This window comes from Enterococcus sp. DIV0802b (assembly GCF_050543535.1).
GTDB lineage: Bacteria > Bacillota > Bacilli > Lactobacillales > Enterococcaceae > Enterococcus_D > Enterococcus_D entomosocium.
Genome location: NZ_CP172941.1, coordinates 1666220 through 1683836, shown reverse-complemented (window position 1 = coordinate 1683836; position 17617 = coordinate 1666220). Strand labels below are relative to the sequence as shown.

20 protein-coding genes are annotated in these 17617 nt (G+C 41.9%); 10 read left to right on the top strand and 10 right to left on the bottom strand.

Annotated elements, in window-relative coordinates:
• Nucleotides 1-198: 198 nt before the first annotated feature.
• Nucleotides 199-1650, top strand: a complete 1452-nt coding sequence (locus IGJ12_RS08000; RefSeq protein WP_430619547.1) for an NAD-dependent succinate-semialdehyde dehydrogenase — start codon at nucleotides 199-201, stop codon at nucleotides 1648-1650.
• 112 nt (nucleotides 1651-1762) lie between these two features.
• Nucleotides 1763-2359, top strand: a complete 597-nt coding sequence (locus IGJ12_RS07995) for a nitroreductase family protein (protein WP_074933687.1) — start codon at nucleotides 1763-1765, stop codon at nucleotides 2357-2359.
• A 63-nt stretch (nucleotides 2360-2422) separates the two neighbouring features.
• On the opposite strand, the gene IGJ12_RS07990 is transcribed toward IGJ12_RS07995, so the two are convergent.
• Nucleotides 2423-2917 carry a hypothetical protein gene (locus tag IGJ12_RS07990; protein ID WP_005226198.1) on the bottom strand — a complete coding sequence of 165 codons (495 nt, stop codon included), beginning with the start codon at nucleotides 2915-2917 and terminating at the stop codon, nucleotides 2423-2425.
• A 137-nt stretch (nucleotides 2918-3054) separates the two neighbouring features.
• Here IGJ12_RS07990 and IGJ12_RS07985 point away from each other — a divergent pair, with 137 nt between their 5' ends.
• Both IGJ12_RS07985 and IGJ12_RS07980 read left to right on the top strand, forming a co-directional pair.
• The gene (locus IGJ12_RS07985) at nucleotides 3055-3582 is read left to right on the top strand and encodes an HdeD family acid-resistance protein (protein WP_008381929.1); all 528 of its coding nucleotides are present in this window, start codon (nucleotides 3055-3057) and stop codon (nucleotides 3580-3582) included.
• Nucleotides 3583-3702: 120 nt separating this feature from the next.
• On the top strand, nucleotides 3703-4146 hold the full coding sequence (locus tag IGJ12_RS07980; RefSeq protein WP_008381931.1) for a hypothetical protein: 444 nt from the start codon (nucleotides 3703-3705) through the stop codon (nucleotides 4144-4146).
• Between the two features lie 31 nt (nucleotides 4147-4177).
• Here the strand turns inward: IGJ12_RS07980 and IGJ12_RS07975 are convergent, their stop codons facing one another.
• The gene (locus IGJ12_RS07975; protein WP_086299473.1) at nucleotides 4178-6112 is read right to left on the bottom strand and encodes a heavy metal translocating P-type ATPase; all 1935 of its coding nucleotides are present in this window, start codon (nucleotides 6110-6112) and stop codon (nucleotides 4178-4180) included.
• Between the two features lie 184 nt (nucleotides 6113-6296).
• Here IGJ12_RS07975 and rsxC point away from each other — a divergent pair, with 184 nt between their 5' ends.
• From rsxC to IGJ12_RS07960, 3 genes are read left to right on the top strand one after another with little or no spacing between them, the layout of a single operon-like run.
• Entirely contained in the window at nucleotides 6297-7634 is a 1338-nt protein-coding gene (gene rsxC / locus IGJ12_RS07970) for an electron transport complex subunit RsxC (protein WP_005236138.1), read from the top strand.
• On the top strand, nucleotides 7627-8697 hold the full coding sequence (locus tag IGJ12_RS07965; protein ID WP_430619546.1) for an RnfABCDGE type electron transport complex subunit D: 1071 nt from the start codon (nucleotides 7627-7629) through the stop codon (nucleotides 8695-8697). The genes rsxC and IGJ12_RS07965 overlap by 8 nt, the downstream gene beginning before the upstream one ends.
• A 23-nt stretch (nucleotides 8698-8720) precedes the next feature.
• On the top strand, nucleotides 8721-9293 hold the full coding sequence (locus IGJ12_RS07960; protein WP_005236140.1) for a hypothetical protein: 573 nt from the start codon (nucleotides 8721-8723) through the stop codon (nucleotides 9291-9293).
• 36 nt (nucleotides 9294-9329) lie between these two features.
• Here IGJ12_RS07960 and IGJ12_RS07955 read toward each other — a convergent pair whose 3' ends face one another.
• Nucleotides 9330-9527, bottom strand: coding sequence for a hypothetical protein (locus tag IGJ12_RS07955; protein WP_005236143.1), 198 nt, complete (start codon nucleotides 9525-9527; stop codon nucleotides 9330-9332).
• 135 nt (nucleotides 9528-9662) lie between these two features.
• Between IGJ12_RS07955 and IGJ12_RS07950 the strand changes: the two genes are divergently transcribed.
• On the top strand, nucleotides 9663-9935 hold the full coding sequence (locus IGJ12_RS07950; protein ID WP_005226206.1) for a hypothetical protein: 273 nt from the start codon (nucleotides 9663-9665) through the stop codon (nucleotides 9933-9935).
• Nucleotides 9936-10024: 89 nt separating this feature from the next.
• Here IGJ12_RS07950 and IGJ12_RS07945 read toward each other — a convergent pair whose 3' ends face one another.
• From IGJ12_RS07945 to IGJ12_RS07935, 3 genes are all read right to left on the bottom strand, one after another.
• Complete coding sequence (locus IGJ12_RS07945; RefSeq protein ID WP_005236147.1) at nucleotides 10025-10396, bottom strand: hypothetical protein; 372 nt, start codon at nucleotides 10394-10396, stop codon at nucleotides 10025-10027.
• Nucleotides 10397-10569: 173 nt separating this feature from the next.
• Entirely contained in the window at nucleotides 10570-11115 is a 546-nt protein-coding gene (locus IGJ12_RS07940) for an ECF transporter S component (RefSeq protein WP_430619545.1), read from the bottom strand.
• A complete protein-coding gene (locus tag IGJ12_RS07935) occupies nucleotides 11099-11518 on the bottom strand; it encodes a DUF4430 domain-containing protein (protein WP_016612115.1) in 420 nt (139 codons plus the stop codon). Before IGJ12_RS07935 ends, IGJ12_RS07940 begins: the two co-directional genes overlap by 17 nt.
• A 165-nt stretch (nucleotides 11519-11683) precedes the next feature.
• Here IGJ12_RS07935 and IGJ12_RS07930 point away from each other — a divergent pair, with 165 nt between their 5' ends.
• On the top strand, nucleotides 11684-13084 hold the full coding sequence (locus tag IGJ12_RS07930) for a C69 family dipeptidase (protein ID WP_430619544.1): 1401 nt from the start codon (nucleotides 11684-11686) through the stop codon (nucleotides 13082-13084).
• Nucleotides 13085-13269: 185 nt separating this feature from the next.
• On the top strand, nucleotides 13270-13440 hold the full coding sequence (locus tag IGJ12_RS07925; RefSeq protein WP_005236154.1) for a hypothetical protein: 171 nt from the start codon (nucleotides 13270-13272) through the stop codon (nucleotides 13438-13440).
• Nucleotides 13441-13503: 63 nt separating this feature from the next.
• On the opposite strand, the gene IGJ12_RS07920 is transcribed toward IGJ12_RS07925, so the two are convergent.
• The 4 genes from IGJ12_RS07920 to IGJ12_RS07905 all read right to left on the bottom strand — a co-directional run bounded on the left by IGJ12_RS07920 (nucleotide 13504) and on the right by IGJ12_RS07905 (nucleotide 17496).
• Nucleotides 13504-14664 (bottom strand): MalY/PatB family protein, encoded by a 1161-nt coding sequence (locus tag IGJ12_RS07920; RefSeq protein WP_430619543.1) that lies wholly within the window; start codon nucleotides 14662-14664, stop codon nucleotides 13504-13506.
• Nucleotides 14665-14694: 30 nt separating this feature from the next.
• Entirely contained in the window at nucleotides 14695-16257 is a 1563-nt protein-coding gene (gene malX, locus IGJ12_RS07915) for a maltose/glucose-specific PTS transporter subunit IIBC (RefSeq protein ID WP_008381946.1), read from the bottom strand.
• 103 nt (nucleotides 16258-16360) lie between these two features.
• On the bottom strand, nucleotides 16361-17143 hold the full coding sequence (locus IGJ12_RS07910) for a MurR/RpiR family transcriptional regulator (protein WP_005236161.1): 783 nt from the start codon (nucleotides 17141-17143) through the stop codon (nucleotides 16361-16363).
• A 170-nt stretch (nucleotides 17144-17313) separates the two neighbouring features.
• A complete protein-coding gene (locus IGJ12_RS07905; protein WP_008381949.1) occupies nucleotides 17314-17496 on the bottom strand; it encodes a hypothetical protein in 183 nt (60 codons plus the stop codon).
• Nucleotides 17497-17617 lie beyond the last annotated feature (121 nt).

Here is a 17617-nt window from a genome sequence, read left to right as displayed (position 1 = left end):
GAATATTTTACTATATTTTCCAAGAATCGAACAAACATTCTTATTTTTCTATTCTACCATAAAATGATAGGAGCAGGACATTTCCCCTTTGGTTCTTTACAAAAATTTGGAGAATCAAGAGACTTGCATATGAATTGTCATCCTTTCTGATCCGTGCTAGGGTTAAATAAGAACCCATTATTGAAAGGAAGTGCCATGATGAACCAACAGTTACCACAAGTACCAACAAAGTTATTGATTAACGGAAAATGGCTTGAAGGAACAAAAGAGTCGGTTTCGGTTACCAATCCTGCCACTAATGAAGAACTCGTAAAAGTCAGTCAAGGAGGGATCGAGGAAACCAAGCAAGCAATCGATGCCGCAGCGATTGCTTTTCCCGAATGGTCAAAACGCTCCCCTCGAGAACGTGCCGATTTGATGAACGTCATTGCTGATTTGATGGAGGAAGAATGCGATCGTTTAGCAAAAATCATGAGTATGGAACAAGGAAAACCATTAAAAGAAGCGGAGGCAGAAATCCAATCTAACGTTGACAATTTCCGTTGGAATGCAGCTGAAGCGCAACGGGTCTATGGCGAAGTGATTCCAGCCCCTGAACACAATCATTGGCTGGTACGCAAAGAAGCGATCGGGGTTGTTGGCGCGATCACACCTTGGAACTTTCCTTCTAACATGATTGCAAGAAAAATTGCACCTGCTATGGCCGTTGGCTGTACCCTTGTTATGAAACCATCAAAAGAAACCCCACTATCCGCATTAGCTTTAGGCGAGCTTTTTCAACAAGCAGGACTTCCAGACGGGGTCGTCAATATCGTCTTAGGTGATTCTTCTGAGATTGGGAAAGAATTGACCGAAAATGAACAAGTCAAAAAAATCACCTTTACCGGCTCCACGAAAGTTGGGATGAAATTATATGAACAAGCAGCACCAACTCTGAAAAAAGTTTCATTGGAGTTAGGTGGTCATGCCCCGTTTCTTGTTTTTGCTGATGCTGATTTAGATTTAGCTGCTGAAAAATTAATTGCAGCAAAATTCCGCAACAACGGTCAGGTCTGTACATCCCCCAATCGAATTTTTGTCGAAGAGTCCATCAAAGACGCCTTTACCAAAACATTACTAGCGAAAATGGAAACCGTAACGGTCGGCAATGGTCTGGAAAACCCTACTGTTGGTCCTTTGATCAACCAAGCAGGCGTTGAAAAAGTCATCGAGCAGTTGGAAGATGCGGTAAATAAAGGAGCTAAAGTTTTACTCGGTGGTAAAAAGCTTACTGAAGGTGAATACGAAAAAGGCAACTTCTTCGCACCAACGGTCATCGATGGGATTACTTCTGAGATGGCTATCTACTATGAAGAAACCTTTGGACCTGTGATTCCATTGATCTCATTTACGGATCGACAAGCAGTCATCGCTGCGGCAAATGATACGGAATTTGGACTAGCTTCCTACTTCTTTTCAACGAATTTGCAAACGATCTCGAATGTAGCCCAAAACCTCCAATATGGGATGGTTGGGGTCAATGACATTGCGATCTCAAATCCGGCGGCTCCCTTCGGCGGCGTCAAGCATTCCGGTTTTGGTCGTGAAAACGGCAAATATGGCCCTGAAGAATACGTGACCGTTAAATTCATTGCTATCGATGCCCAATAAGAAAAAGTCAGGTGCGTTTGCCTGACTTTTTGACGTCCCAAGCATTTTCTTTTACTAACATTAAGTAAGAATGTATACTTCACTCTATGACAATAGAAAAGGTGGGAATACGATGACAAAATTTCTTGATACAATCAAACAGCGCCGCTCAATCTATGGGCTAGGTAAAAATGTGGCTCTTTCCGACACTGAAATCGAAGACATTGTGAAAGAAGCAGTGAAAAATAGTCCAACTGCGTTTAACGCACAATCACCAAGAGCCGTGATTTTATTTGGCGAAGCCCACGAAAAATTGTGGACATTAACAGAGGCTGCGATAGAACCATTGACACCACCCGAAGCGTTTGAAGCGACAAAACAAAAACTTGCTGGTTTTAAAGCGGGTTACGGAACCGTTCTATTCTTTATTCACACGGATACCGTGAAAAATTTGCAAGAGCAATTTGCTCTATATGCAGAGAACTTTCCCGTTTGGGCAGAACAATCGAATGGGATCGCTCAAGCGAACGCTTGGACCGCTTTAGAAGAAGCTGGATTAGGTGCCAACTTACAGCATTACAACCCTGTCATCGATGATGCTGTTGCAGCTGAATGGTCAATTCCTGAAAATTGGCAACTACGGGCGCAACTAGTCTTTGGTTCAAAAGAAAGCGAACCGAACGAAAAAGAATTTCTAAGTGACGATGAGCGCTTCCGCGTGTTCCATTAATCAATTTTCAACCTAAAAAAAGACCCTTGATTACGCCTTAAACTGGCAGTAATCGAGGGTCTTTTAGTCCTTTGTTCCTTGATCATGATCGACTAAAATATCGATCGGTGTCCCTTCATTCAAGTGTTCTGACAAGAAAACAACCAATTCTGCTAATGGCTGCTTGAATTTCATCAATGGGCCTCTCATCCCTCTTCGAAAATAGTTCATCTTGATGGGCTGCCCTTCCTTTTCTTGAAATAAAACGACTCGATCGATCTCTTGGTAGAGTACCCCTTTGATACTCATTGGATGGACAATGATTCGATCAAGTGCTAAGCCGCGGCTATCTAAAACAAAGCTCAAAAAGACCAAACCCGAAACGATCCCTCGCACCCGATTATCAAGTGCCTCTTCCATCATCACCATAGATAGGATAATCATTACTGAAAAAATCGTAATGGCGACCTTGCTTAGTTTGCGCTCCACAGCAAGAAATTGAATGTCTTTCCTTACCACGAATAAATAAAGGTATAAAACGATCGTAAAGGCACACATCACTAGCGTTAACCCACTCATAATACTCTCCGTTCTGTTTTCTTTTCCTTATTCTACCAAAAAACCATCTGATACAAAAGGCTTAGCCTATTTCGTAGGTTTTTTGATATCTATTTTAACAAGAATTCGGTACAATAAGAAAAAAAGGAGGAATTATCATGAATGCATTTTTTGATAAATTACAACGCTATGACTTGCTTCGTGCCGTCGTATATATCGTCTTCGGCTTCATTATCTTGATTGCACCACGATCTGTTTTCAACACGATCGTTTATCTCGTTGCCGGATACATCGCATGTCTAGGGATTATCAGCTTGTATACGAGCTACAAAGAAAAACAAAAGGGCTATCGCAATGTGCAGTCGGTCTCTGGTATCTTACTGTTGATTGCTGCAGCTGCGATTTTAGTTTTTGCTAAAGGATTACTTGCCATCGTGCCATTTTTCTTAGGGATTATGATCACCATCAGCGGATGCACCCGCTTAATGGCAAGCTTTAACCAAAAACGCATTGGTTTACCTTACATCACGAGCTTAATCATCAGTCTTTTGATTATTGCTGCTGGACTCGTTCTCGTATTGAATCCATTCGCCACTTGGCTACTGTTCTTCCAAATTTTTGGCGGTATCTTGATTTTCATGGGGGCATCCGACGCTATTAATCATTTTCAACGAAAAAGAGCCTAATAAATGAGAATGTTTTAAAATTTTCTACGAATCTAACATCTACATGTAGACTTTTCCCGCTATTCCTTTTAAAATAGGAGATATCAAACAGTCAGTCCATTGAGAGGCGGGAGGTGCGACATGAAGAAAATTAAGCAAGAAGCAAAACATCCAAATGATGTGCCGGTAATTTTTTTGACCGATGCAACTGGCAAAGTCGTACGAAAAATCTCGATCAATGAGTGGCGTGCGTTAAAAGCGAATCCAGAACAAATCGAAGAACTCGATATCAAATTGTATCGTGAAGCGATCAGTTTCTATCTTCAAGAAGACTATGCGAAAGCAAAAGATCTCTTGCACTTCTTGATCAATAAAACGGACTATAGTCATTACGAATATGTTGAACGATTAGCCAATATCTATCGCATCGAAAATCGTCCTGCTAAAGAAAAAGTCCTATTGCTGACTGCTTATCATGCAATCAAACCGTTAGAATCCTCTGAAGGAATTCTAAGAAGGATCGAAAATCGATTACAAAAAATCGATGCCTTTGATTTTCCAACTTCGACACAATTCAGTCATTAAAAAAGCAGCTATCTTTCGATAGCCGCTTTTTTTATGCTTCTGGCAGTTTACGCAAAAGACGTAACCCGTTAAACAATACGATCAATGTACTGCCTTCATGGGCAAATACCCCCAACCCAATGTTCATCATGCCGAATAGATTCAAGCCGACTAATAACGCGACGATAAACATGGAGAAAAAAATATTTTGCCAAATGATCCGATCCATCTTCTTCGCTAAGCGATAGGCATATGCAAAACGCGAAAGATCATTCTTCATGATCACTGCGTCTCCTACTTCAATCGCAACATCTGACCCTTCCCCCATCGCAAAGCCGATGTCTGCTTGAACAAGTGCAGGGGCATCATTGATACCATCACCCACCATGGCGGTTTGTCCGTATGCTTCTTGGAGTGCTCGTACCGCTTCCGCTTTGTTCTCAGGCAAAACATTGGCAGCCACTTGGTCAACCTTTAAGCGCTGACCGATTGCTTCACCAGCAGAAGCACTGTCTCCGGTGATCATAACAGTATGGATACCTTCATTTTTCAAATAATGAATCACAGAAGCTGCCTGTTCGTTCGGCTCATCCATCAATGCGATGATCGCCGTAACCTCTTCGTTGATGGAAAACACGACCATTGTTTTTCCTTGCGCTTCCAATTGACGGTACTGTTGCTCCATCAAACCTGTTAACTGGGTGTTTTCGGTTCTTTTTCCTAATCGATAGGTTTTTGTTCCTGCGACGGCACCTAAACCGGAACCAATCTCGTTTGTGACAGTCAACTGTTCGATTTCTCGTATTTTCTCTGTCTTCTCGAAATAAGTAACGATCGCATCTGCTAATGGGTGGTTGGCTTGCTTTTCCATCGAAACGATGACCGCTGCTGCCTCTGCTCGATCGATCGTATCAGCGAAAACGGCTTCCGTGACTGTAGGTTTTCCGACGGTCAAAGTTCCCGTTTTGTCAAAAGCCACCGCTTTGATCTGAGCGAAATTGGTCAAGTAATTGCTCCCTTTAAAAAGAATCCCTTTTTTCGCTAGATTCGAGATCGCCGATAAACTAGCAGGGACGGCGCTTGCCGCTAAAGCACAAGGAGAAGCCGCAATCATCATTACGATCCCACGATAAAAACTTGTATACCAATCCCAACCAAAGAGAAACGGTGCAGTCAAAATGAACAAAGGAACTGCAATGAAAACAACTGTTACATAGATTGGTTCGATTTTTTTGATTCGTGTTTCGGTCGGTGATTGATTTGATTGCGCCGCTTCCACCACTGAAAGAATTTTTGCGAAGACTGTTTCAGAGCTGTCTTTCGTGACTTCCATCAAAAATGTGCCGTTTCCATTAATCGTACTCCCATAGACTTCGTCTCCTGTAGTCTTTTCTCGAGGAATACTTTCCCCATTGATCGAAGCTTCATTGATGGCACTCGTTCCAGAAAGGATTACGCCATCTGTTGCTAACTGATCACCAGGTAGCACTTGCAAAATATCTCCTTTTTTTATCTCAGAAGCGGCAATTTTTTTGGTTTTCCCATCCGGACCCATCAAACGGGCTTCCGTGGGATTCAATTTGAGAAGATTGGTGATTTCTCTTCGACTTTGTCCCTCGGCGTATTCTTCTAAGAAGTGAGCGCCTGCAAAAATCAAAATCAACAAAGCTGCTTCATTAAAATTTCCTATGACCATGGAACCAATCGCTGCCAACAACATCAAAAGATGTACATTCGGTGTGAATCGCCGATTGGCTCTGGTACTCTTTATGGTATCCTCGATTCCTTCCCACGAAATGTGATAACCTGCTAATAAAACCGCAGCAAAATAAAACCCATCTTTCACCCATTGGTTCGGAACAAAAAGTGCCAGTATAAAGAGCAGTAAGCCTACAAAATAAATGTTACGTGGGAGAGTCCCATGATCGTGAGTATGAGAATGCCCCTCCGTTTTTGTGTGATCATGTTGACAAGTATGTTCAGCCATCAGTAAAACCTCCTCTAGTCCATCTATCATATGAACGATCAATCATATTTATAGACTTATTATATATGAATAAACAATCATATGTCAACCGAAAGAAGTTTTTCTTGTGAAATGTAAGCGTTTTGGGTTTTGTGATTCCTTATGGCATGCTAGAATAAACTTAGGAGAGAAAGGAGTGTTGGTTATGAGAACATTTACTGGCGGTATTTCACTAAGTCCCCCATTAAAAATGTTAAAAGAAAAATTAATGATCGAACAAGATGAAATTCTTACCTTTTCACCCACGATGGTCTTTATCCCTTTAGCACAACATATTGGTGCTCCGGTGGAACCGATTGTTTCCGTTGGTGATTACGTCAAGCAAGGGCAAGTGATCGCTGAGTCTGATGCGTTTGTATCTGCCAAAATTCATGCATCTGTTTCGGGTAAAATCGTCGACATGGTCGATTGGCCGAATCAAAACAATGAAGAAGGAAAAACCATCATCATTGAAAATGATTATGCTTATCAAAATGATTTTTTGTCAGCCCCCTTCGACTGGCAATCTGCTGCTAACGAAACCATCCTCAACAAAATCCGTCAAGGCGGCGTCGCCGGCAAAGGCGGTGCAACGTTTCCCACCCATGTCAAATTCAGTATTGATGAAACCCAAAAAATCCATACTTTGATCTTAAATGGTTCTGAATGTGAGCCGTTCTTACGCAGTGATGCTTTCTTAATGCAAAAAGAAGCCCAGAAAATCATTCACGGTGCAAAGATCGCCCAAAAGTTACTGGATGGTCCAAAAATCATAATAGGCATCGAAGATGACAAACCAAGAGCCATTTCAGCCATGCAAGCCGCAAGTGCAGAGGATGACACGATAGAAGTCGTTACTGTCCCAACTGTTTATCCAACCGGTGGTGAAAAGCAGTTAGTAGAGTTATTGACCGATCAAGAGGTGCCGTTAGGTGGTTTGACTGCCGATATCGGTATCGTCTTGATCAATGTTGCCACCAGCTTTGCCATCGCCGAAGCGGTCTGTTATGACAAACCGTTGATTGAACGCTATACAACCGTTACCGGCGATGTTCAAAATCCCTGCATCGTCAAAAATCCGTTAGGAACACTCGCAGGAGAATTGATCGACTTTGCCGGCGGCTTTCAAGGAGCCCCCAGCAAATTGATTCTTGGTGGACCAATGATGGGAAAATCTGTCAAAACCTTGAAAGTTCCGGTCACCAAAGGCAGCAACGGCATCGTTGTTTTTAATGAAGAAACCGATTGGCTCTATGCCGAAAATCCCTGTATTCGCTGCAACAAATGTGTCGAAGCTTGTCCAATGCGCCTCATGCCAATGGAGATCGATCAGTTTTATCGAGCGGGGGATTATCAAAAGTGTGAAGAATTATTGGCAGAAGCATGTATCAATTGTGGTGCCTGTACCTTCGTCTGCCCAGCTAAACGTTCCTTAGCTGCCAATATCACTGCCGCAAAAGGCAAAGTTGCCCAGTTGCAAAAGGAGGCGAAGGAAAGTGCCTGATTATTACAAGGATTCCGATAGCGAACGTCTCTTTCAGCAAAGGAAAAATCAAGAAACACCCCCAAGCCCCCATATTCGCAGCAATGACGAGACCATTAAAATCATGGGGTGTGTGGTATTAGCCTTGCTGCCAGCAGTTTTATTCTCTGGCTACCTTTTTGGATTGAAAGTTTATGGCTTGTTTTTCATTGCACTAGCCACGGCGTTTGCTGCCGACGGACTTTGGTCCTATCTTGTCAAACGGCCGTTTCGCTTCGATTTAAGCATCGTCGTGACGGCCTTGCTTTTAACGATGAACCTCCCACCAACCGCACCTTGGTATTTTCCCGTGATTGGGGTGGCGTTTGCCGTAATCATCGTCAAAGAATTTTTTGGCGGTATTGGTTATAATTTTCTAAATCCAGCCCTCGGCGGTCGAGCCCTGTTGATTGGCTTGTTTTATAACCAAATGTTTCTAATCAGTTGGCCTAATCCACCTTTTGGCAGCATCGCACCTGATGTCGTTTCGCAGGCTACAGCGAACGATGTTGTTTCTGGTGCCACACCATTAGCTGTCATGAAAGCAGGAGAAACGTTGAGTGGCTCTGAACTAGTGGATGCCTTTTTAGGATTTACCGGAGGACGAATCGGTGAAACCAGTGCCTTACTTTTACTGTTGGGTGGGATTTTTCTCGTTTACAAGAAAATCATCTCCCCTCGTATCCCACTGATTATCTTTGCGACGATCGGGCTCTTTGCTTTTATCCTTGGTCCAGAAGGACTTTTTACTGGCAGTTGGCAAACGGTCATCGGTCATATCATCAGTGGTGGTGCCATGTTGGGTGCGATTTATATGGCGACTGATTATTCTTCGACACCAGGAACAAAAGCAGGAGAAAATCTTTTTGCCTTAGGCGTTGGCCTCCTCGTTGTGCTCTTCCGTTTCTTTGGTTTTACAAATGAAGGCATGAGCTATGCCATCTTGATCATGAATTGTTTCACCCCACTTATTGATCGCTTCTTACGCCTTCGCATATTAGGGGAAGGAAAAAAGACCCCGTTCAACCTTAAAATCATGAGCTAAATCGTAAAAAAGGAGGGTTCCTTATGATGATCGCCAATCGGCTAGTGGTCTTTCTAGTCATTCTACTCACAAATTACGCCTGTCAAAATTTGGCACCAACCGTCAAAGAGAAAAAACCGAACGTGACGACACGGGTGGTTTTCCTCTCAGGGATCATTGCGGTCGCTTACTTGTTCAGTGGGTTAAGCTTTTATCTTTTACTTCAAAATCGTTTCGTCTATGGCAATCAAGTGGTCACCAACTTGGTAAGTGCTGCCATCATCGCCTTGATTGCGGGGGGCTTGTGTTTACTGATCGTTCCTGCAAAAAAACGTTTCTTGACGAATGATCTAAAAAAGACGACCCTAGTCAGTGTCTTCTTGCTGACGATCGCCACCGTGACCCAATTTCCCTATACCGATTATTTAACCAATTTATTTGTTGCTGTAGGCATGTATTTCCTCTTTTCTTGTGCTTTGTCAGGGGTTCATACACGGAATCAAATTGCCACGATTCCGCCAATTCTAAAAGGTTTACCACTGGATATCGTAACACTTTTTCTATTCTATCTAAGCTTTTCCTTTCTCAATGGTGTCTTCTTCAATTATTTATTCTAAACAAAAAGCAAGTCCCGCTTTGGCAGCGGAACTTGCTTATTTTTTGCGGAATAACTCTCTGAAGGAACCGATCAAAAAACCAGTCGAAAAAGCATTTTGTGCTTTTTGCTCTTTTTCAGCAGCGATTTTTTGTCGGGTTCGCAGCCCCTTATTGGCATTTTTGGACTTCTTCCCTTCACGGAGTTCTTTCGAAGCCTTTTGAAACTCATTTGAGAAACGATTATACCCAACCATGTCGTTTCCCTCCTTTCTTTGTGCTTGACCTATAATAACGAGGATTTATTATAGGAATTGCCTTTCTGATGCAAATCAGGTAACATAACAGACAGAAAGATGATTTATCCCAGGTTTATCAGAAAGGAAGATCCCATGAACGAAACCCACACTGGATTGTTAGTCAATAGCCGCGTTTTTCAAGAAACGCCAATGATGCTGACAGGTATCCAACTTTTAGAAGACCACAAAATCGTAAATTGCATTATTAAGGATCGCTACTTAGCCAGCTATGTCTTACGCCTTCCATTAAATAAATACCAATTAGAAGTTGAAGGAAAATGGAACAAGCGGGAACAGTTAGTGATCAAACATATGAAGATCAAGAATATCGATGAATTTATTAAAATCGTCGGTACGCCAGAATAACAGGACTCACGAAAAGCAAGTGCAGACAACTGCCCTTGCTTTTTTTCTGAAAAAATCCAGCTGATTTTTCCCGCGTGTTCCTCCGATGTTTATCGCGACATTCTGGTAAACCGATCAATCAAGGCTTTTTGCTCCTCTTTGATACCGATCGCCAACGGTTTGATCATTAATTTGACAGTGGACGAAGGTGTCTGAATCTGAACTTTTTTATTTACCACACCGCCTAGTTGTAATTTTGTGATCTCATGGATCATAATTGTCTGCATCCCTTTTTCATGAAATTGCAGATCTAACTGAATCAAGTGGATTTTTTCTTCGTCAACCACCACGATAAAATACTTTGGTGTTGGCAGGGCAATCATTTTGGCTTCCTCGGCATAACCAGCCAGTTTTCCATGGAACTTCGCACGGTAGCTTTCTAAATCATCTTTTTTCACGATCCATTTCATCAAAAGCCACATCCTTCCTTAGCTACCTTAAGGATACCTGCAGAAAACGCTTTTGCACAACAATATGCCTGCTTGTTTCCTCACATAGCCCCATTCAACACGTTTGATCATCAAAGACTTTTCCTCTAGACATAGACGTTTTTGTCACCACGACTGCTGAGTCAAGCAAAAAGACAGCGAGGCGCTTAGTGCCCTTCGCTGTCTTTATTTGGATAGTAGTGTTGGAAAAGTCGCAGAAAAATCGGTGCCAGCATCAAATAAAAGATGCCATTCCCCGCTGCATGCAACGCATCAAAGCTCACTCCTTGAAAATAGTAAGCCCCAAAGCTAGGAAACCCATAAAGCTTGACACTGATCCAAGATATCACAAAGCCATACGCAAAACCTGCAAATACACTATAAATGACTTGTAAATACAACTTTTTCATAAACAGTTTGCTTTTTGATAATAGATACATTCCAAAAATTACGACGGCATAGCTAATCAATTGGGCAATCGTCCATACCCCCATTCCCATGTAAAAATTGGTAATCAGTATCGAGAGCAGACAAACGATCAATCCACGACTAAGACCTAAATGGATGGTTACTAATAAAAAGATCACCGTCATTGGTTGAACATTGGGTAAGGGTTGAAAAAGTGTCCTGCCGACGACGGCTGCTGCTACAAGCAACCCTAAATAAGCAATTTCTTTTCTAGCAAATACAAGTGGTTTATTCGAATTTTTCATAGGTGAAAACCACTTTATCGTTGTTTCCTAAAAAGGTATCATCTGCCCCAGTCGTAATCATTTCATCATTGATCGTATATGTCCAATAATAGCCAGCTTTTTCATCTTGGGCTAAACCATCGATGCTGGTGATCATCCCTTGATTTTCTTCCAAGTCAAAGTTCTCTTTCATGATAGTCATCAAAGAAACCCCTTCTTTAAAAGTGACGGTTTTGGTTTCGATCTCCTGGTCTTGCTCTTCACTTTTATTATTGAAGCTGATTTGGGCAGTGCGCTCTTCGGCATTTTGTTGGACTGACGAAGAGTCACTAGAGGAGTTACCCGCATCCATCGATGGTTTGGCACATCCGGCAAAAACCAGACTTAGTAAAAAAATATAACTAAAAATTACTGTTTTCTTCATAATAATGGCTCCTTTGATTTTTTTTACAACACCTTATTGTACTAAAAATAAATAAAAAAGGCGAAATTTTTTTGTTCCCCTCTATAGAAAGCATTGTAAATCCATGTGACTATGGGTATACTAGCTTCAATCATTCGTAAGAAGAAATGAAGGAGTGTTGGAAAGATGGATAGAAAAAAAGCGTCCTGTACCACTTTACTAGTAGGAAAAAAAGCATCGATTGACGGCTCGACCATGATTGCCCGTAATGAAGATTCAGGGAGCGGTTCGGAACCGCAAAAATTCGTCGTCATCACTCCAGAACAGCAAGGAAATGAATTTTACGCCGTTTTAAGCGGCTGTCGAATCCGTTTACCTAAGGATCCCTTACGTTATACTTCGACACCTGAAGCAGATGAATCCCAAGGAGTCTGGGCAGCTTCAGGAATCAATGAAGTAAATATCGCCATGACTGCGACAGAAACGATTACGACCAATTCACGCGTTTTGGCCATTAATCCATATGTGGAAGATGGTATCGGGGAAGCTGATTTCGTCAGCATTGTACTGCCTTACATTCATTCCGCTAAAGAAGGTGTTCTTCGCCTAGGGGAACTCTTAGAAACCTATGGGACCTACGAAGCCAACGGGATCGCGTTTTCTGATGCCGAGGAAATTTGGTATATGGAAACCATCGGTGGACATCACTGGGCAGCTGTTCGCATACCAGATGATGCCTATGTCGTGGCACCCAATCGCTTAAACATTGATCACTTCGATTTCGCCTCAGAAATGACGTTGTGTTCGCAGGATCTCGAACAGTTGATTGAAGACTATCAATTAAATCCTGATTTTGAAGGCATTAATCTACGCCATATTTTTGGCAGCTCCTCAGAAAAAGATACCCGTTACAACAACCCGCGGGCATGGTACATTCAAAAACACTTTAGCGGAACAGTTGCTGAACCGATCGATCAAGAGCTCCCGTTTGTATGCTACCCAAAACAAAAGCTATCCGTGGAAGATGTAAAATGGGCATTAAGCTCCCACTTCCAAAATACGCCTTTTGACCCTTACGGTACAGGGACCGAGACACAAAAAACACAATTTCGATCGATTGCTCTCAATCGCAACCAGCAAGTCCATATTTTGCAGATCCGCAACCACGTGCCTGCAGCAATCGCTGGCATTCATTGGCTCGCCTTTGGGCCCAATACCTTCAACGGCGTTGTGCCCTTTTATGCAGCTATCACTAAGACCCCACTTGGCTATTGTGATACGACAAAGACCTACGATCCAACAAATAGCTATTGGTTAGGACGCACCTTGGCGTTGATTGGGGACAGCGACTACGATCGCTATAGTGATCTTGCCAACCGTTTTGAAATGGAAACGATGGCGGCTTGTCGCCGCATCCAACAAGAAACTGATCGTAAAGCTTCCGCTGAAAAGGAGCCTACTCGTCTGCTTGAAGAAGCCAACGCTGAGATGGCCGAACTGTATTTAAAAAATGCAACAACGTTACTAGGAAAAATGGTGGAGTCTGGCAGTAATAAAATGGCCTTGCGTTTTTCTTTAGCCGATTAGTCAATCGTTGAAAATAAAAGAATTAACAAAATCTTTACATGGAATTGCAGCAATCTAAACATTGCTCTCCTATACTAAAGATACCAATTCGTTTTCTTTTTCCTTGCTGGTACAAATCAAGCAATTGATTTGTACTGGTCCCCCTATTGAAGACCAGTTGGGAAAAAACGTTGGGAGGAATGAGCATGACTGCAAGTATTTATCGGACTGTCACCAACGAAATTGTTAAAGGTGAAATCATCAAGAGCCAGAGTCAGCAAGATATGCTGATCATTCAAGACAAAAAAGGCTATTTCCATGTCGTTGAACCAATCCCCGCTACTACTACATCAACTCCCCACAGGACGAAAGACTAAAAAATCCACTGGCGATCAGAAAGAATACAGGATCTTTCTGATTGCTCAGTGGGTTCTTTTTTGTTATGTCAAACTCAATGTGAATCGGTTCAATCCATCAATGAGTTTTTCTCGCGAACAGCCAACGTTTAGGCGTAAAAAATTTCTCCCTTCATTCCCATAGATTTCCCCTGACATAATCGCGACTTTTCCCTTACGAATCATTCGTTGCTGCAATTCCACCATCGTTAAATCCAGTGCTGTACAATCAATCCACATAAGATACGTGGCTTCGCTTTTCGTGACCACGAGTTCTGGATGATATTCCTGTAAATAAGCAATCACATAAGCAATGTTATCATCCAGATAGTCATTGAGCTGATCCACCCACTTACTTTCATTATCGTAGGCAGCAATCGTTGCGGTCATGCCAAAAATACTGGTGGAGCTCAACCCATCGGCTTCTTTCAACTGATTTAAGAAGCGATCACGCAACTTGGAGTCAGGAATGATTCCATAAGAATAAATCAACCCTGGGAAATTAAACGTTTTGCTTCCCGAAGTAACAAGGGCTACATTTTTTTGCAACAAATCAATGATTGGTTGATGCCTTTGTCCTTTTCTTACAATATCCATATGAATCTCATCAGAGATGATAAATACATCATGGATTCTCGCCAATTCGATCATTCGTTGCAACTCATCTTTTTGCCAGACTCTCCCAGTTGGGTTATGAGGACTACATAAGAGAAGAACTTTGTTTTCAGGCTGTGCCATCAATCTTGTTAGCTCTTCAAAATCAATGCGATACGAGTTGGCATCATAGATGAGTGCATTAGGTACGATTTTTCTTTTGTTCTCTTTGATCATTTTATAAAACGCATCATACGCTGGCGTCTGAATAATGATCCCATCTCCTGGATTGCTGAGTAAGGTGACGAGTAGTTTGATGCTATACATGACGGAAGGACTGTAGACCAGCCAATCGCTGTCGATCCTACTTTTAAAGCGTTCAGAATACCATTTGCAGACCGCTTGCTTGAATTCATTATGATTCCAACGTGTATACCCAAATACCGGGTGCTGCATCCGCTTGATAAGTGCCGCTTCAACTGCAGCTGGCACCTTGAAATCCGTATCGGAAATCGTAAATGGCAACAAGTTTTTTTCACCAAAACGGTCTTCAACATAATCCCACTGAGTACACTGGGTTCCTTTACGATTGATTGGTTCATCAAAAAACATTTTCTTCACTCCTACTACTTGACAATTTTGCTAAAGAATCGCATCAAGTTGATTTCTGACTGTTGTTACTTTCGTTCCAATGATTACTTGAACGTTCGTATCATCTAAGTGAACGACCCCAAGCGCACCTAGTTTTTTCAGCCGTTCATCATCAACCAATGTACCATCGTTTAGAACGAGGCGTAGCCGGGTAATGCAATTGTCTAAAGAATCAATATTGCTTGCTCCCCCTAAAGCTGCCAAAATACCATGGGCATCGTAGCCACTCTTTCCAGAATAGGTCATTTCCTCTTCCAACTCATTCGTTTGATCGTTGTTCTCTTCTCTACCAGGTGTCTTCAAGTTCTTGCGAAGGATCACTGTTTTAAAAACAAAGTAATATAGGGCAAACCAGCAAGCTCCTACGATCAGAACGAGCCACCATTTTGTATATGCGCCTTGCATCACGCCAAAGATAAGAAAATCAAGCACGCCCCCATCGGTATTTCCAATCGTGACACCCAGTAGACTCATTACCATAAATCCAGCACCTGTCATGATGACATGAAAAATCCATAATAAAGGGCTGATGAATAAGAATAAAAATTCGATTGGTTCAGTAATTCCTGTCACAAAAGTTGCAATGACGCCTGAAATCAACAAGCCTTTTATCTTTGAACGATTCTCAGGTTTTGCTGTCTGGTACATAGCTAATGCTGCTGCCGGTAAGCCAAACATAAAGGTTGGCATTTTCCCTTGAGACAAGAACGCCGTTGCACTTGGTGAGATGCTTAAACCGTTTTGTAATTCCGCATAAAAAATATTTAACGCCCCAAAGACTTGCTGACCATCGATCAGCTGACTTCCCCCTGCTTCGGTAAAGCGAATCATGGAAACCAAAATATGGTGTAACCCAAATGGCAGTAATAAGCGCTCACCTGAACCAAATAAGAACGGACCGAAAGGACCAGCTTGTTGGATCAAATGTCCGATTCCTGTGATGATCATAGCAAACAATGGCCAAATCATCGGAATGATCACCCCGACCACAGCTAAAGTAAGCGAGGTGATGATTGGAACAAACCGGGCTCCTGAAAAGAAGGCAAAACTATCTGGCAATTGAAAATGGTAGAAGCGCGTATGCAATTTATAAACGATCAATCCTGCGATAATACCACCTAGAACACCCATTGATAATGTTTGAATGCCAAAAACGATCTCTTGTCCTGCTTCTCGAAGTTGATCTGCAGTAGCTAATTGATTCGTTTCTTGTAAATAAAAATTGATGGATAAATGCATCACGACATAGCCCACAAAGCCTGAAAATGCCGCAACTCCCTTCTCTTTTCGTGCTAGACCTAAAGGAATCGCCATCGCAAACATGACGGGTAAGTAACTAAAGGCAAACCCACCGATCGTTGACATGAAACGAAAAACCACTTGAAGCCAAGAGGCACCTAAAAATGGGAAAACGTCGATCGTTGAAGAAGATGAAAATGAACTACCAATCCCTAAAAATAAACCCATGAATGCGAGTAAAGCGACTGGCAACATAAATGTTTTCCCAAGTCCTTGAAAAATTTCCATCCAGCTTGCTTTCTTTCCTTTTTGCATATGATTTCCTCCTAACACTTTTATCTCTTAAAATGTAAACGATATCAAGAAGGCTTACAATACAGTTACCAAAACAAGAATGACCATTCACAAAATGGAATGGTCATTCAGGATCAAGTCCTGGTTCGATTTGATTGGCGTATTGAATAATTAAAATATCCAGTAACGCTGCTAAAGAGATCCGTGGGCTCAAATCGACTTCATGATGATAAATCGTTGTCATTTCAACAGAAAAAGAGAAGGTGGCAAGCTTTTCCAACGTGCTTGTTGATTGACCAATACAGGCTAAAATCGGCACACCTCTTTGTTTCAACCGGTTAGCATAATTTAGCATCCCGATTGTTTCCCCACTATGACTAATAAAAATAGCCATATCTTTTTTTGATAGTTGATTAGCGATGGTTGTCAATTCATCCCAATCCGTTGAAGCGCCAACCGTTTTTCCTAAGAACCGCAACTTTCGACTCGCAGATAATGCAACCGGCGCACTTTGCCCTAAAGCAAAAAATTCGATTCGTTGTGCTTGCTGCAACATTTCCACAGCACGCTGAAAGTCAGCCTCTTCAATCATTGATAAGGATGTCGTCAGCTGGTCAATCATTTGCTTGATCAGTGGGGATAAGCCAAGAGAAGCTTGAGTAGATGATTTTCTTTCAAGAGTTTGATAATTCTTCAGTGAAAATTTGAATTCTTGAAAACCGGTAAAGCCAAGCTTTTTTGCCATTCTGCTGATCGTCGCTTGACTGGTGTACGTTTGGGAAGCTAACTCATCGGCCGTCATTTCTGAAACTTTCTCGGGCGCCCTTAAACAATAGTTAAGGACCGTTCTTTCTACTCGGTTCAGCTCTGGAATTTTGTATTGGATTCGTTTATATAAATGATTCATCACCTGCTTCTCCTCCCTACTATTGCTTCATTCTTCCGTCTCCACTATGCTTCATTTACTCATTATACCTTCCCTCAACAAAAGTACAAACTGATGATGAATGGCTTGAAATAAAAAAAAGGACTCACCCTTTGAGGAGTGAGCCATCTTTGTTATTTTCTTTGCATCGGTCATCTGTAGACAGTCACTTCAGTAAACTCTTGCCCGTTGCCGTAATCATTTTCTTTCGTTTGACGCTTTCCATCAATTCGTTGTTTGCAACTGGCAAGTCCATTTTCGACATAGTTCACTGTATTTGCAACGATCCTTATTATAGTTGCTAGACCTTTCATCAAGGGATCATTTGATTCCATCCTCTATTCCCCCATTTCTATCACGCTTAAGCCGCTACTGGCTTTTTCTTATAACAAGTATAAAAGAAGTACCTTAAACGAAACTAAAAGAGAAGAACTTCGACAAAAAGAAAAGCAGACT